Annotated in this window: 11 protein-coding genes; 6 read left to right on the forward strand and 5 right to left on the reverse strand. The window is 50.2% G+C overall.

Features of this window, described 5'->3' with window-relative positions; genetic code table 11:
• Positions 1–167: 167 nt before the first annotated feature.
• Positions 168–2,723: a response regulator gene (locus tag ACOQPM_RS04525; protein WP_420628039.1), complete on the forward strand. Its 2,556-nt coding sequence runs from the start codon at positions 168–170 to the stop codon at positions 2,721–2,723.
• 1 nt (position 2,724) lies between these two features.
• Here the strand turns inward: ACOQPM_RS04525 and ACOQPM_RS04530 are convergent, their stop codons facing one another.
• Positions 2,725–3,045, reverse strand: coding sequence for a hypothetical protein (locus ACOQPM_RS04530; protein WP_420628040.1), 321 nt, complete (start codon positions 3,043–3,045; stop codon positions 2,725–2,727).
• A 106-nt stretch (positions 3,046–3,151) separates the two neighbouring features.
• Between ACOQPM_RS04530 and ACOQPM_RS04535 the strand changes: the two genes are divergently transcribed.
• From ACOQPM_RS04535 to ACOQPM_RS04555, 5 genes are all read left to right on the forward strand, one after another.
• Positions 3,152–6,385, forward strand: a complete 3,234-nt coding sequence (locus ACOQPM_RS04535; protein WP_420628041.1) for a cyclic nucleotide-binding domain-containing protein — start codon at positions 3,152–3,154, stop codon at positions 6,383–6,385.
• Positions 6,386–6,496: 111 nt separating this feature from the next.
• A complete protein-coding gene (locus tag ACOQPM_RS04540) occupies positions 6,497–6,730 on the forward strand; it encodes a hypothetical protein (protein ID WP_420628042.1) in 234 nt (77 codons plus the stop codon).
• A 26-nt stretch (positions 6,731–6,756) separates the two neighbouring features.
• Positions 6,757–7,182 (forward strand): c-type cytochrome, encoded by a 426-nt coding sequence (locus ACOQPM_RS04545; RefSeq protein WP_420628043.1) that lies wholly within the window; start codon positions 6,757–6,759, stop codon positions 7,180–7,182.
• A gap of 29 nt (positions 7,183–7,211) precedes the next feature.
• The gene (locus ACOQPM_RS04550; protein WP_420628044.1) at positions 7,212–7,727 is read left to right on the forward strand and encodes a putative immunity protein; all 516 of its coding nucleotides are present in this window, start codon (positions 7,212–7,214) and stop codon (positions 7,725–7,727) included.
• A 177-nt stretch (positions 7,728–7,904) separates the two neighbouring features.
• Positions 7,905–10,142: a parallel beta-helix domain-containing protein gene (locus ACOQPM_RS04555; protein ID WP_420628045.1), complete on the forward strand. Its 2,238-nt coding sequence runs from the start codon at positions 7,905–7,907 to the stop codon at positions 10,140–10,142.
• Between the two features lie 182 nt (positions 10,143–10,324).
• Here ACOQPM_RS04555 and ACOQPM_RS04560 read toward each other — a convergent pair whose 3' ends face one another.
• From ACOQPM_RS04560 to ACOQPM_RS04575, 4 genes are all read right to left on the reverse strand, one after another.
• Positions 10,325–11,986: an FAD-dependent oxidoreductase gene (locus ACOQPM_RS04560; protein ID WP_420628046.1), complete on the reverse strand. Its 1,662-nt coding sequence runs from the start codon at positions 11,984–11,986 to the stop codon at positions 10,325–10,327.
• A 47-nt stretch (positions 11,987–12,033) separates the two neighbouring features.
• Positions 12,034–13,665: a sensor histidine kinase gene (locus tag ACOQPM_RS04565; RefSeq protein ID WP_420628047.1), complete on the reverse strand. Its 1,632-nt coding sequence runs from the start codon at positions 13,663–13,665 to the stop codon at positions 12,034–12,036.
• Between the two features lie 208 nt (positions 13,666–13,873).
• Positions 13,874–15,475 (reverse strand): ATP-binding protein, encoded by a 1,602-nt coding sequence (locus tag ACOQPM_RS04570; RefSeq protein ID WP_420628048.1) that lies wholly within the window; start codon positions 15,473–15,475, stop codon positions 13,874–13,876.
• A 272-nt stretch (positions 15,476–15,747) separates the two neighbouring features.
• Entirely contained in the window at positions 15,748–16,278 is a 531-nt protein-coding gene (locus tag ACOQPM_RS04575; RefSeq protein WP_420628049.1) for a methyltransferase family protein, read from the reverse strand.
• Between the last annotated feature and the right edge of the window lie 166 nt (positions 16,279–16,444).

The raw sequence follows: 16,444 nt of genomic DNA on the forward strand, positions 1-16,444 counted from the left end.
TGAGAATGGACTATATCTTAACGCACAGCAATCATCTAATATTTACAAAGGCTGTGTGTACATACCCCTCTAACTTATCTGGACAGTAGACACCGCCTCTAAAACTACTTCAAGACCTCATCTGGGCAAAAGTTTAGTAGCTAACTTTTGTAGGATGGGAGCGAGACATGCTGCAAACGATATTTAGAATATTCTTGCAAAAACCACAATACGCAGATTCAGAAAAAACGCGGGCAGCGCACCTTACCTGGACCATGAATCTCATTCTGGTCGTCAGTGCCTTTCTTATCTGTGCGCTGTTTATATACCTGTTTCCTTATGACTGGATAAAATCAGTCACCATTTTTATAGTTGTTGCCACTTTAAGCTCTATTTCCTTATTTTTGCTGCATACCAACAGGTTCAAAGTTGCTGGCTATTTTATGCTGGCAAATTATTATCAAGGGCTGGTTGTAAATGCTTGGTTGTATGGGGGAATTCTGGACAACAACGGTGCTGCATTTATTTTGTTGCTCATTACATCAGGCCTCATTTTAGGAAAAAGAGCCCTAATACGCTTCCTTGCCTTGACCCTGATGACCCTCCTGGTAATGTATTATTTGGAACAGGTTGGCATCACTTCCAATTACATTCCACCACCATCACGGATTTCTGATTTTTCTATTCTTTTCTTTACGGTGACTGTAGCCGGGATTTTGCTGTATACGGCCGTAGGCAGCATAGATCGCGGTTATTCCTTGTTAAATGATGCCCTGCAAACGCTCCGTCGCACCACAGTGTCTAAAACATATGTGGACAACATCATTGCCTCAATGCAGGATATGCTTTTTGTTATCACCCCAGACACACGCATCGAAAAAATAAACAAAGCTGTAACCGATATATTGGGCTACGAAGAAGCAGATTTATTAGGGCAGCCTTTACAAATTGTCACTGCACCTGAAGATCGTGCAAGTTGGCAGATGCCAACCGCGCTAGATTCCTCTTTATTTGCTCTGCGAGATAAGGAGATCAAGTTTGTCACAAAAACGGGCGATGTGATTTATACGGCCGTTTCCACCAGCATCATGCCCGACACAGAAAATAACAACCAACCTAGCATCGTCTGCGTGGCTAACGACATCACCCAGCGCAAACAGTCTGAAATAGAGCTCCAAACCGCCAAAGTTGCAGCAGAAGAGGCCGCCAGAGTGAAATCTGAATTTTTGGCCAGCATGAGCCATGAGATACGCACACCACTTAATGCCGTCATTGGCATGACCAGCCTTCTGCTAGACACCTCTCTCTCTAATGAGCAAGAAGACTATGTACAAACAGCCCGTTCCAGCGGCAACGGGCTGCTCGCCATCATCAACGATATACTTGACTTCTCCAAAATTGATTCTGGCAAGCTAGAATTGGAAAATCAGCCCTTCATTCTGCGAGATTGTGTTGAAGAAGCAATTGATCTGATAGCAGCCCAGGCAACAGCAAAAAACCTGCACATCAACACCTACATCGAGCCGGATGTACCAACCATCATTCAAAGTGATGTCACCCGTCTGCGCCAAATTTTGTTGAACTTGCTAAACAACAGCGTAAAATTTACCCACGAAGGCGAGATCAATCTTTGGGCGGGAGTCACAAAAACTGCCTTCGGTGATCAGCTTCAATTTATGGTGCGCGATACAGGCATTGGCATTCCAAAAGAAAAAATCGCCCATTTGTTTGAAGCGTTTAACCAGGTAGATTCTTCTACAACACGAAAATTTGGGGGAACAGGTCTGGGGCTGGCAATTAGCAAACAGCTAGTCACTATGATGGGTGGTGAAATTTGGGCAGAAAGCAAGCTGGGAAAAGGAAGCTCTTTCTACTTCACCATCACACCAAATAATTTGGCCTCTTACTCGGCTGCAACCGTAACGTCAATTCAATCATTTTCGGATAAACACATTTTAATTGCTCATCCCAATCTAACTAGTCGCCTTGTTTTAAGTCGCCAACTCATTAGCTGGGGTGCAACCGTCGCCTGTGCCAACAATGTTCAGGAGCTCAACACCATTTTAGAACAAAGGCCAGCATTTGATATATTCATTTTGGATTCAACTTTTATGGATCAAAAGCCTGAACTATTTTTTCAAAGGATGCAAACGGCCGTACCCAACCTGCCTATTTTGCTGCTAACACCCTTTGGCAAACCATATCCTATTCCTAAAAGGAACTGTCTAAGCCGGCCATACCACCTCAATGGGCTGCATCAGCAACTTCACGCGCTGCTAGCTACTTTTGAAAAGCACGGCCGTTTAGCTGCCCGAGGCAACAAGCAACCCATGTTCGATGAGCAACTGGGAGCAAACCACCCACTCCGTATTTTGTTGGCCGAAGACAATGTAATCAATCAGAAAGTGCTGCTGCGTATGCTAGAGCGCCTCGGCTACTCGGCAGATTTGGTCAACAATGGGTTAGAGGCAGTTCAGGCACTTGCCCATCAGCAGTACGATCTCATCCTGATGGATATACAGATGCCAGAAATGGACGGCATTCAGGCCACCCGAAAAATACGAGAAACCTGGCCCCCTCATTCACAGCCATACATTGTGGCTGTTACGGCCAACGCGCTAGCTGGCGACCGGGAAACTTATTTAGCCAACGGCATGGATGATTACATCAGCAAGCCAGTGAAAGTGGAAGCGCTAACACAAATTCTACAGTTCACACAGCCTCTAAATGCCCAAGTAGGATAATCTAGTTCTCAGCGGCAGCAGCGGCTTCTGCTGCATCAAACTCCTCTTGCGTCATAAAACGGCCGCCCGTAATCTCGTGGCTTGTCATCTGATAATTACCATTTAGCTGAACTACCGTGCGAATCCGCCGAAAACAGCGATTGTCTACAATGGTTTTATGCCATTCATAGCCGCTACCCGTGTTTTGTAAATCATGCTGCTTGTCGGCACGCACCTTCACGCGGGAACCACAATTGTCGCAAGCCACATAAAAATAGACACCTTGCTTATCCACGTACTTCTTTGGCTCACCGCCACCAAATAATTTTTTTAGGAATCCCATCTTATTTTCTCCTTTTCACTTTTACTACCGCATATTAATTATACTCAACTTTTTTTGCCACAACTTCCCCCTTCACCAGACCTTCCAGACATGCTAAACTTACGTTATGCCCACTGAGCAATTTTGGCAGTCACTGGAAGAAGCAACCAATCCAACCGCTTACAAACCACTCCGCAATCCACGCATTGTCGTTTCTCGGCTGCAATCTCGCTCAGAGATTTATTACGTCATCAAAGAGCCAGAAACAAAATCATATTTGCGCCTGGGTGAAGAGGATTATGCGCTTTGGTGGCAAATGAACGGCCGTAAATCCATTAAAGACCTGCTCTTTTACAGCCTCAAACGCTACAAAACCCTGCCCATTGGTCACCTCAACAGCTTAATTGGTGAATTGAAAGACGGCCGTTTCCTGCAAGCTCCCAACGTGAAAGTGTACGATCAGATCGAAGCTGAACTTGCCGCCCGCACCCCCGCCAGCCGCGGGCAAAAACTGCTGCAAAGCTTCCTCTATACCGAAATCGCCACCTCTGGCCTGGACGATTTCTTTACCCCACTTTACCAACGTCTCAAACCACTCTTTTGGCCCGTCGGCCAAACGTTGCTCTTTTTATTAATATTGGTTGGCGCATTTTTCTTTGGGCTTAGTTATTTTGGCGGCAACTTCAATATCACTGGTAGCGGCATCGGCGTCGTCACCCTCATCATTGCCAACCTGATTGTCATTGGCCTACACGAAATTGCTCATGGCCTGATGACCAAGCACGTCGGACGCGAGCTGGATCGGGGTGGTTTTTTACTCTACTGGGGGCTGCCTGCCTTTTTTGTAGACACCCGCGACACCTGGCTCTCGCCCCGGCTGGATCGCATCAAAGTTTCCTGGGCTGGACCATATTCCGGCCTGATAGTTGGCGGGCTAATGGGTATTTTGCTGATGGCAATTACTGCCTACGACAACGGCTTGCAACAATCCCTGGTGGCTACATTTCTTTTTCAGGTTGGTTTTTTAGCCTACCTCAGCGTGCTTGTAAATTTGAACCCGCTGCTAGAGCTAGATGGCTACTTTATGCTGATGGATTGGCTGGAAATGCCCGGCCTTCGTGACCGCGCCTTCCAATTTTTGCGCCACGAAGCGTGGCCCCGCTTGCGCGAAACAGGCTCGCTCCAAAAATTTTGGCAATCGCTTTCGCGCCCAGAACGCATCTTCTTACTTTTTGGTATCTTGGCGCTGATCTACTCCATATTTGCACTTTGGCTGGCCTTTACTTTTTGGGAAGGATACCTGCGCGGCTTCTTCCTGGGCCTGTGGGACAATGGCCAATGGTGGGGCAAATTAGCTGTGGGGTTAATGACGGCCGTATTTATCCTCCCCGCCCTTTACTATCTCGGTTTGTATGGCTGGAGCCGCATTCAGGCAGGGTTGGAATGGCTAGCCCGCCGCCAGCTACTTGCTCGCACAGATGTGCTCGCCCTGTTGCTTGGCCTGCCCATTATTCTTGGCGCACCACTGGTTTTCTTCCTGCTGAATTGGCTCACGCCCACGCAAATTAACCTGTGGCAGGGCATTTTTACCTGGCTACTGCATATCGGCACGGCGGCGACCCTAATCGGCGTGGCGCGGCAGCTACCTGGGTCTCGCTTTCAGTGGGCAGTATGGGCGTTAACGGCCGTTCCCCTCACCCTTGCCCTCGCCTGGATTAGCCCCAGCACGTTTGGCCGCGATTTGGCCCTCATTGCCACTGCAAGCGCAATTTTTGCCGCAGGCATCGTTGCCTGGTTCACCATCAATCCTGGCTTCCTCGCTGCCAACGACAGGCTGCTGATGGCGCTTTTTGCCCTGCTAGGCATTGGCACCTACACTGGGATGACTTACTTTTTAGGCGTAGAAGATTTGGCGGGAAACGGCCGCTGGCTTGCCACCGCCATCATCTGTTTAGGCACTACGTTGGGTCTGGCACTGATGGCTCCCCTACTCATCAACTTTGCCCGCTCTCGTTTTGCCATCCCCTGGGCGTTGTTCAGCCTTGCCATCCTCATCACCCCCTGGCTGCAGCTTTACCCCCAGCTAGACTTCACCCTCATCACCGTCTGGCTCTACGCTGCCCTGCTCTATTTGCTGCTGGGTACGCTGGCCCAGTTTACCCGCGCCGAAATTGATGAATCCAGCGAACCCGGCATCTTCAGCGAGCGGCAGCGGCTCATTAGCAGCTTCAATCAGTTCATGTATGCCCTTTTCACCAGCTACGAAACCATATTTGGCCAGCGGCGGTTGGGAGTCATCCAAACCCAGATGGCCGCGCTGGGTGCCCTCGACCCCGATGCCACCATTTTGGAGCTTGGGCAGCACGCCCAACGCGCCCTTCTCCTGGCCGTAGACCGCCTTGATGATCTGGCTGGCACCCCCTTCACCCGCAAAGCCGGGCAAGCCGCCTACGACAGCCTCGATTGGCTAGATGCCGAAACGTTGGCCCGCCACGTCCTCGCCGAAACGGAGTGGGGAGCCCAGCTAGCCCAGGGTTTCATCCTGGCCCGCGACAAGCGCAGCGAACTCATCCGCCAGGCAGAAATCTTTGCCGGCTTCGACCAGGATGGCATTGGCGAACTGCTCAAAGTGCTGCGCCGCTGGAAAGCCCGCCCCAACCAAACCATCGCTACCGCTGGACGAGAAGCATCCCATTTTTACCTTATTGAAGAAGGAGAAGTCGGCGTATTGCACGACGGTGTGCAGATGGCAACCTTGTCGGTGGGCGGCTACTTTGGCAATGCGGCTTTGGCAGGCACCGGCGACTACCAGTTTACCTACCGCGCCCTCACCCCAGTTACGGCTCTGGTCATTGACCGTGACAACTTCGATCCGCTGCTTCGTGCCGACACGACACTGGCCCAGCAGGTCAGCTCTGGCGCACAGGCCCGCAGCCTGCTGCGGCAGATGCCGCTCTTCAGCAGCCTCAGTCCGCAGGAACTAGCCTCGGTAGATGCCCGCCTACAGCCACGCCGGGTGGCCACCGCCGAGCAATTTGTGGAGCAAGGCGCACCCCGTAGCCACCTTTACATCATCGCCGAGGGGGAAGTTGAGGTGTTTGTGATAGAAGATGGCACGGAGCGGATCATTGGCAAGCTGGGGCCAGGCGAGCATTTTGGCGAGTACGCCCTCTTTGCCGATACGCCCTACCATGCTAGCGTCCGCGCTCTGGTAGACAGTCGTCTACTGCTGCTGGACGAACCCACCTTTGACAACCTCGTTGCCACCTGCGAGCGAATGACCCATTACGTAGAGCAGATCGGAAGCGGCCGTCTCATCGCCACTCGCCGCCGCGCCACCCCCGCTGCTCTCATTTCGTAAAGTTCATTTTTCACCTTGCCATCCCTGCCGCTTACCCGTAAAATCCCTGCGTCACATACCAACTTTGTAAGTCAATTTTGTAAAATTGACCTACTGCTAGAGGAACCATTCATGGACGCAATTGCAACCAAACGCGCCGAGCAAAAGAAGGCGTTGGAAAATATCAAAAACGGGCTGGCAACCCGCGTTCGCATCATGGCCAACCGGGATTGCTGCCCCGCCTGTCGCGCTGCCGAAGGAGCCTACGAATTTGACGAGACCCCCGAACTTCCCCTGGAGGGTTGTTCCCACCCTGACGGCTGCCGTTGTTTCTATGCCCCTGTGCTAGACATGTTCGGTCCGTAAAAAGCAATTAGGTGATTGTGTAAATAGTGAGCAAATTGCTTAATTACTCAATTACATCTCCCCAAATGTCAGTTCGCCTCAAACATTTCCTCATTCTCTGCCTGCTGGTTTTAGTTGCTTGCGGTGGTGAAGCCGAGTCTGCTCCACCCTTCTTGCCTACCCTGAGCCCACAAGCCCAACTGGGCAAGCAGGTTTTTTCCCGCGATTGTGGTGCCTGCCACAGCACCTCTCAAGACACAATCATCGTTGGCCCTTCACTAGCGGGCATCGCTAGCCTTGCCGAAACACGCGTTGACGGGCAAGATGCTTACACTTACTTGCTCACCTCGGTGATGCAGCCCGAAGCCTATTTGGTGGAAGGGTACGAAAACCTGATGCCAGCCTCCCTTAGCAAGCAGCTCACTGGTGAAGAACTGGATGCTGTCATTGCCTATCTGCAAACCCTCAAATAATTGCTAGGCAAACGGAAGGAGTGATAAGCATGATCCTCCCAAAACGCCGCGACCCTCGGTTCGTGACAATCCGCCGGGGCGGGACCCTAACCGATTCGGATCACCAGCTCCTTGCCCTGTGGGCGGCATTGTGCGCCGAGCATGTACTTACCTTCTTTGAGTCCGTTCAGCCTGAAGATACACGACCGAGGCAAGCGGTTGAACAGACTCGCGCCTGGGTACGTGGCGAGATCACAATGACCCAGGCTCGCAGAGCAGCTTTTCATGCAAACGCCGCAGCCAGAGGCCTGAGTGGATCAGCACGGTATGCTGCGTACGCTGCTGGTCAGGCTGCAGCCGTCGCACACGTCGCAGCGCATGAGCTTGGCGCAGCCGCCTATGCGATCAAGGCCGCTCGCGCTGCTGTGCCGGAAGAGGAGGGTGAAAGCGCAGGGCGCCTCGAATGCCAATGGCAGCGCGACCAGCTTCCGAAGGCGATCCGCGAACTCGTGCTTGATGACCAACGATTGCGGAACCACCTCTGCTGGTCTGTGTTCAACTGCTAAGAGAACAACAGAGAAACAACTCTGCACAACAAACGCATCAAAATATGTAGCAAACTAGACCCACCGGATTTCGTATAAGCGGGGTTCATTCACAACACGTTGGTTATTGGGGGATAATTGCTGGTACAATTCGCTAATAACTAGCAAACTAAAACCATCGGTGAAGAGGAGAATCCCATGTCCACTGCTCTAAAATGGATCGTTCGTATTTTTGGTGTGCTGATTGGCGTGCTGCTGATCATTTTTTTGGTCGCATCTGCCATCCCTGCCAAAGCTGACCCCAATGTTGGGGATAATCACGGTGCGGGCGCCAGCAGCGTGCAGCCGTCGTACACTGGGCTACAGCGGGAATTTCCGGCTTTGAATGAAACGGCCGCAAATCCCACCACCGATGCCAAAGCCGAACTGGGCTATCTGCTCTTCTTCGATCCAATCCTCTCAGAAAACAACGACATTGCCTGCGCCACCTGCCACCAGCCAGATTTGGGCTTTGCGGACGGCCTGGAATTAGCCATTGGTGCCGATGGAACAGTTCTTAGCCGCAACACGCCTGGCTTGTGGAACGTTGGCTACGCGCAAAATCTGTTTTGGGACGGCCGTCTCGACTCTCTCGAAGCCCAATCCGAAATTCCTCTTACCCACCCGGATGAGATGGGGGTGATAGACACGGACGCGCTGGTGGCTGAAGTAGCAGCGATCAGCGACTATGCCACCATGTTCGACGCCGCTTTTGAAGATGGCGTGACGCTGATCAACATCGAAAACGCGCTGGCGGCGTTTCAGCGCACCCTCATCACCAACAACAGCCCGTTCGACCAGTATGCAGCGGGCAACGTGGACGCCCTGACCCCAAGCCAGCGACGCGGCCTGGCGCTGTTCCGCTCTGGCGCGACGCGCTGCTTTGAGTGTCACACCGCCCCCACCTTTGCCAATGACACCTTCCGCGTGGTGGGTGTGCCAAGTGAGGATCCAGGACGTGCTGCCATCTCGGAAGATGGCGCAACGGGCGCGTTCAAGGTGCCATCACTGCGGAACATTGCCCTGACGGCCCCATACATGCACAACGGCTCACTAGAAACATTGGAGGATGTGGTTGATTTTTACGCCGACGGCGGCGGCCGCCTGCACGGGCAAGAAAATGTGGACGTTTTTGTGCAAGGATTTGACCTGACGGACCAGGAACGGCTCGATTTGGTGGCCTTCCTGTATGCCCTGACGGATGAGAGTGGGATACCTGCTGTACCAACGGCCGTTCCCTCCGGCCTCCCGGTCATTTCTCCAACTGAAAACCCGGCACGCGCTGAGGTAGCGGCGCATAACGTAGGTGGCAATACAGGCATTGATTTAGGTGACCGTGAACCGATGACAATTGTGGTGCAGGAAGGGGAAAGTGTGCAAACGGCCGTCGATCGCGCCCGCCCTGGTGACATCATCGAAATACCCTACGGCATCTACCACGAGCGCGTCGTCGTAGATATCAACAACATCACCCTGCGCGGCATCCCCAACGAGGCGGGCGAGTGGCCCATTTTTGACGGCGAAGGCAAACTTACTGAAGCCGTCATCGCCTCTGGCAATAACTTCACCGTGGGCAACCTACACGTTCGCAACTACACGGATAATGGCGTTCTGGTGGAGGGCGTCACTGGCGTACACTTCCACGATATTTTTGCCGAAAACGTGGGTACCTACGGCGTTTACCCTGTTCGTAGCACCGACGTGCTGATTGAGCGCGTGGAAGTCACCGGCGTGGACGATGCAGGCGTGTATGCTGGGCAGTGCGAAAACGTCATCGTGCGCGACAGCGTGGTGTATGGCAACGTGCTGGGCATCGAGCTAGAAAACACCATCAATGGCGAAATTTACAGCAACCACGCTTACGATAACACCGTTGGCATCTTTGTGGTGCTACTGCCCCAACTCACCTCTAAAATTTCGGCCAACACTCTCGTCTACGACAACATCGTGGAAGACAACAACCATGAAAACTTCGCGCCGCCCGGAGCCATTGCTGGCATTGCCCCCTCCGGCGTGGGCATTCTGCTACTAGCCACAGACAATGCCGAGGTATACAACAACGAAATTCGCAACAACAAAACCACGGGCGTGGCCGTCTTTAGCCTCACTAGCACAGGGGCGTTTGACACCAACGAAGTAGACGTTGGCCCATTACCCGAAAATAATTGGGTACACGACAACATCTACGAAAACAACGGCTACGATGCTGACCCGTTCGTGCGTGATTTGGGGATTCCTACGGCCGATATTTTGTGGGACGGTACGGGCATGAATAATCGCTTCAACGAAGAAAGCGCATCGTCGTTCCCGCCACTGGTACCGGGTGATGGCTGGCCCAGCTTTGTGCAGCGCGGCTACACCAACATTCTCGGCTTTTTGGTCAGCCAGCTCCTCTAAATTTGTTGGCTCATCGGCATAATCTAGACCTCTGAGATTTGTTAAACCTCAGAGGTCTTTCACATTTCAATTGGGAAGGGCTTGATGGATTTGGAGGATGGGTTGGCAAAGTGAGAAAAGGTAGGAAAAATGGACGTTTTCCCCCACCTTCACCGTTTCAAATAATTAGAATGATAGGAAAGCTAGACAGTTTTTAAATATTGGTGGACAAAACTAACGGCCGTTGAACCTTGTCCCACCGCCGAAGCCACCCGCCGGATAGCCCCTTGCCGCACATCACCCACTGCAAAAATGCCTGGCACATTGGTCTCCAGCAAAAAGGGGTCTCGTTTCAGCCGCCAGTTTTGAGGGCGACGGCCGTTACGCGTTAAATCTGATCCAGTCAAAATGAAGCCCACCCGATTTCGCTCCACAATATTGGCAACAAAATCCGTATGCGGTTTGGCACCAATAAAAGCAAAAAGAGCTGCGGCCGATACAGTTTCTGTTTCACCCGTGTCGTTATTTTGGATAACCAGCGCTTCAAGCCGATCCGCGCCTTTTACCTCAATGACACTCGTCCGCACGCAGACTTCAATATTTTCTGTGCTATCGATCTGATCCACTAAATATTGCGACATCCCCTTATTCAAAGCACTGCCGCGCACGAGCATCGTCACCTTACTGGCATAACGAGAGAAAAACATCGCCCCTTGACCAGCTGAGTTAGCCCCACCGACAACAAAGACATGTTCACCTTTATAATAAGCCGCTTCGGTTATGGCTGCCCCATAATAAACCCCAGCACCCGTGACCGCTTCAATACCGGGAACATCAAGGGTGCGTAACGAAGCACCCGTAGCAATAATAAGTGCCCGACAGTTCAATTCAGTACCATCAGCCAGCGTAACAGACCGATAAGGATCGTTGATACTGATCTGCACAACCTCTTGGGCTGTCAATATCTCCGCTCCCAGGCGGGTGGCCTGGGCGGTGGCTCGGCGTGCCAAGTCAGCCCCGCTTAAGCCTTTGGGGAAGCCCAAATAGTTCTCAATGCGTGAACTAGTACCTGCCTGTCCGCCTGTTGTTTCTTTATCAATTAGCAGGGTATGTAATCCCTCAGAAGCACCGTAAACAGCAGCAGCCAGTCCGGCTGGCCCAGCACCAATAATGATGAGATCATAAAAAGGCTGCGTTGGTTGTGTTTGCAAGCCTACTTTGTCCGCAACGGCCGTAATATCAGGCGCTATTAACATTTGGCCATCAGGAAAAAAGAGAATCGGCAAGCGATGTTGATCTTCATTTACCGTCTCCACCAAGGCCCTAGCCTCGGCGTCCTGCTCAATATCCAGCCATTCATAAGGGATTTGGCTTCGAGCCAAGAAATCTTTAATTCTGTGAGAAGCTGGTGACCATAGCGTCCCCGCTACCCGAATCCCGTCAAAAGGTATCTGAGCCGTCGCCAGCCAATCGCCCAGCAGATCATCCAGAATGGGATAAAGCGTTTGTTCAGGAGGATCCCAAGGCTTCATCAGGTAATGATCCAGCCCAACAGTATTGATCGCGCTAATGGCCGCTTGAGTATCGGCATAAGCAGTAAGCAACACTTTGCGGGCATCAGGATATATTTTCATTGCTTCGGCCAGAAACTCAGTGCCTTCCATGTCCGGCATACGCTGGTCTACCAAAAAGAGGGCAATCTGATCGTTACGCTGTTTAAGCCGCTGCACGGTTGTTAGAGCTGAGGCCGCAGAGGTGGCTTTTACAATGCGATACTCTTTACCATAATAGCGCCTCAAATCACGCTCAATCGCATTGGACACCTGTACTTCATCATCAACAGTCAAAATAATTGGTTTAGCCATGGATCATACCTTATTGTGAATTTCTTCTTTGGTTAGAAAATTAAACCTCAGAGGTTGTTATCAAAATGGATAGGCAGTTTCACTTGAAAACAGGTTTGCCCGGGTTTGGAAGTGACGCTTATTTGTCCTTTATGCTTCTGAACAATAATGTGATGGCTAATATTTAGCCCCAAACCGGTTCCTTCTCCCGGTGGTTTGGTCGTAACAAACGGATCAAAGATGTTTTTCTGAACCTCAGGGGGAATGCCTGGCCCCGTATCTGTAATCTCCACAACGATCCACTCATCTTCCTGATAGGTTTTCAAAACGAGCGTGCCCTGCCCGGCCATTGCGCCAATGGCATTGTCAATAATATTGGTCCAAACTTGGTTAAGCTCGCTGCCAAAGGCCTCAATATCCCGCAACTTTAGGGCATAGTCACGGCGGACTTCAATCCCATCCTTCAGTTTGCTCCGCAAAATGACCAATGTGTCGTTTAACCCCTCGTGAACATTAATCAATTGTCTTGGAGCCTGATCAAGATAACTATATGACTTGAGGGCTTTGACAATTTCAACCATGCGACCAGTTCCCTGTCCAATTTCCTCAAGCAAATTCCGAGTTGTATAAATATGACTCAGTAAAGCGACAACACCCGTAAATTGCTCACCGGCGAAGTGATTGGCTAAACTGGACAACTCTGGAGAACCATAGCCGATATTGACCAGAGCTGGAGCAAATTCCCAAGCCTCCCCCACCCCTTTATCTTCGAGCCAGTTTTCTATTTCATATTCCTGGTCGCTACGAGTGAGAGGGTCTAAAAAGGTCGGTTGCCTAGCGCGCTCATAGATGAGCTGGATATGTGATTCTAAAACCTTAAGCTGCGCTGGCGAAAGGTTCAACTGCCTTAAGCCAAACTCAGCTTGTTCCAGTTCCAAGAGGGTGCTTTGCAAGTGGGTAGCGGCACGTTGTGCAGCCGCAGCAGGATTATTCAACTCATGGGCCACCCCGGCACTGAGTTTACCCAAAGTCGCCAGCTTTTCGTTGTGCCGCAGCATAATTTCTTGTTGTAAATAGGCTTCTTCCAACTCACGATTCTTCTGCATCACTTCGATCAACAAATCCTTCTGTTTTACAAAGTAATTCAATAGAAAAAAAGCAACAGATGAAACTGCACCAATATTTAAAACAAAGAAAAATGTAATAACATTTTCATCAAGAATTTTCGGTCTCAAAAATGAGTCAACAAACCCACTGATAAGGACTAAAGCAACATAAGGCAAAAACCAGTACATTGCTTGCCGGGATTGACCGCCAAGGAGAGCCCCAAGAGGAGCAAGCAAAGCCCATAAGATAACAGCACTACTATTGACAAAACCGCCTAACACGAGCGTTAAAAAAAAGGGTAGCAGCAGAAAAAGCAAAAGCTGGCTAGTGCGGAAAAACGGGAAATCCAGCTTTCTACGTAAGAGGATAAGGTTAACAAATGAAATTAACGAGTAAGATAGAGGAATCGAAGCAGCTAAGGGTTGATCGAGAGAGAGATAGAATAAGCCCCACACGACAGCCATCACACTAATGATGACTGTCGTAACAATGAGGATCGTTTTTTGTAGGCGTATACCTTCGTCATCGTCTGAGGTAACGCCAACACTGGCAAGCAGCGTTACGATTACCCGCCTTAGTTTCAGGCCTTTCATACTGTTTCCTAATTCAGTACCATTAAGTAAACCGCAGAAAGTTTTCGGATGAAAAAGAAGCCATTGCTCTGCGGTTTACTCAGGTAAGCGGCCAAAATCATGGCTCGCTAATTTCAAGAACTTCTTGCCGATTACATATAAGGCAATAATGGGAGTTGAAATTCTGTATGGTACTCTAACAAGGGTGAATTGCCGAGTGGTGGAAGAATTAAATCCCTGCCTCTGGTTCTTCAAAATGGATAGGAAGTTTTACTTGAAAACAGGTTTGTCCAGGCTTGGAGGTAACGCTTATTTGTCCCCTATGCTTCTGAACAATAATGTGGTGGCTAATATTTAGCCCCAAACCGCTTCCCTCACCCGGTGGTTTGGTCGTCACGAACGGATCAAAGATGTTTTCTTGAATCTCCGGAGGAATGCCTGGCCCCGTGTCCGCAATCTCCACAACAATCCACTCATCTTCTTGGTAGGTTTTCAGGATGAGTGTGCCCTGTCCCGTCATTGCGTCAATGGCATTGTCAATAATATTGGTCCAAGCTTGATTAAGCTCGCTGCCAAAGGCATCAATATCCGGCAACTCTGGGGCATAGTCACGACGCACTTCAATCCCATCCTTCAGTTTGCTCTGCAAAATGACCAATGTGTTGTTCAACCCCTCATGAATATCAATTGATTGTATCGGGGCCTGATCAAGGTAACTGTATGATTTTAAGGCTTTGACAATTTCGACAATGCGACCTGTTCCTTGCCCAATTTCCGCAAGCAAATTTCGAGTTTCATAAACGTGACTTAGTAAAGCCACAACCCCTGCAATTTTCCCGTCAGTGAAGACATCTGCTAAATTCGATAAGTTTGGGGAAGTGTAGCCAATGTTTACCAGCGCGGGGGTAAATTCCCAAGCGTCCTCCATCCCTTTCCCTTCGAGCCAACTTTCTATTTCATACTCCCGGTCGCTACGGGTGAGTGGATCTAAAAAGATGGGTTGCCTAACCCGTTCATAGATGCGTTGGGTATGCGATTCTAAAGCCTTAAGTTGCGGCGTAGAAAGGTTCAACTCGCCTACTTCAAATTCAGCTTGTTCCAGCGCCAAGAGCGTACTTTGTAATTGAGCTGCGGCACGTTGGGCGGCAGCAGCCGGATTATTCAGCTCGTGGGCGATCCCAGCACTGAGCTTGCCTAAAGTCGCCAGTTTTTCGTTGTGTCTCAACATGATTTCTTGTTGTAAATAAGCTTCTTCCAACTCACGATTCTTTTGCATTACTTCGATTAGGCGCTGACGCTCCAGACTTTGACCAGCAATTGCCGTGATGAAATTGCCCATTAGGACGGCTAAGAACAACGAGGCCAAAACAACCAAAACGATGAGTAACCAATTTTCTGAGGGGTAGAGAAGGAGATAGAGGAGGAGAAAGCCCAACGTTAGGAAAATCATGATACCGATTGCCCATCGAATGGGGAAGCGGGTGAAGATCATGATGCTGAACATCGCGGTTAGCATCAGGGAAGATCCAGTTATGGCAAGCAGCCCACCCCATAATACGAAACCAATGAGAAAATACAGTAACCCACGTCGAGGTGTATCGTACCACCGCACAACGGGGGTTGTGACGAAAGGGAAATACCAAATAGCCAATAGTGCTGAAAGGATAAAAAAAAGCGGTAACCGCTCAACAGGTGGGTCTCGACGAAATACAAGAACAATTAATATTGCCAGAACAGCATAGGAAGTTAGATGCCAAATCCAATCCCACTGTTCCCATACTTCGCGCTTGGTGTTTGCCTGATTTTCTGTCATGTAATTAGTATAGTCCATAACCACCGAGGTTAATAACTCATGTTACACAGTCCAAGACTACAAAAGTCTTACTCAGTCAGGCAAGTACCTGAAATGCGGCCAAGACTTTTGTAGTCTCCCTAGACGAAGTGCGTAACATCAGTTAATAAATGAAGATAACGCGTAAAGCGGGGGAACCGAAGCGGCTACATGTTACGCACACCTTCAGTGCCAGAGCCGCCGTGGTGCGGCAAGCGGGCTAACGAGTTGTTAGGCTGCCAAGTGTTGGGTGTTTGATTACAGAGAACGCCTCATAAGTAACGGCGCACTCGATGCCGATATTCGATATATTCATCTCCAAATTGATTCTCAAGGAACCGCTCCTCCTTGGGAATATCAGCAAAGTGCGTGACAAGAATGACCAATACAAGGAGAGCAAGAATCCAAACAGAGTTTGCCACTAAAGCGATCCCCACATAAATGAGTGTCCAAGCGAACATCATTGGATTACGACTTCGAGCATAAGGCCCGGAGGTAACGAGCTTCTGTGGAGATTCAATATCAACATGTCCCGCCGCAATGACAGACCAGATAACAATTCCAATACCTGTCGCGGCAATCACCAAACCAAGGATGTTCCCGACTCGCGGGTCATTGAAAATTGGTCGCGGAACCGACACTTGGAGCATAGTGCCAAGAATTAGTCCGGCAAGGTGCTGTATCGGAATTGGGACATTTCCCCATTTCCACTTCATTTCTCCACAACTTCCTTTGCACCATTCATTTTGTGCCTCCACAAGTAAGATGAAGAAAGTATAGGGCAATTGGCTTTGTGGCATCATCTAGCTCCTGATGGATTTTGCTATCCAACTTTTGATGGATAAGGATAAGGAACAAGGGGTTTATGGAGTAGAAGTGCGAAAAGGTACTTAAAAAAAACAAGCCAAAATCCGCATGTTTTCGCTAAAAACGGCCGTTCCCCACCCGGAACGGCCGTTTCGCAAACAA

Source organism: Candidatus Leptofilum sp., from assembly GCF_965223525.1.
GTDB lineage: Bacteria > Chloroflexota > Anaerolineae > Promineifilales > Promineifilaceae > Leptofilum.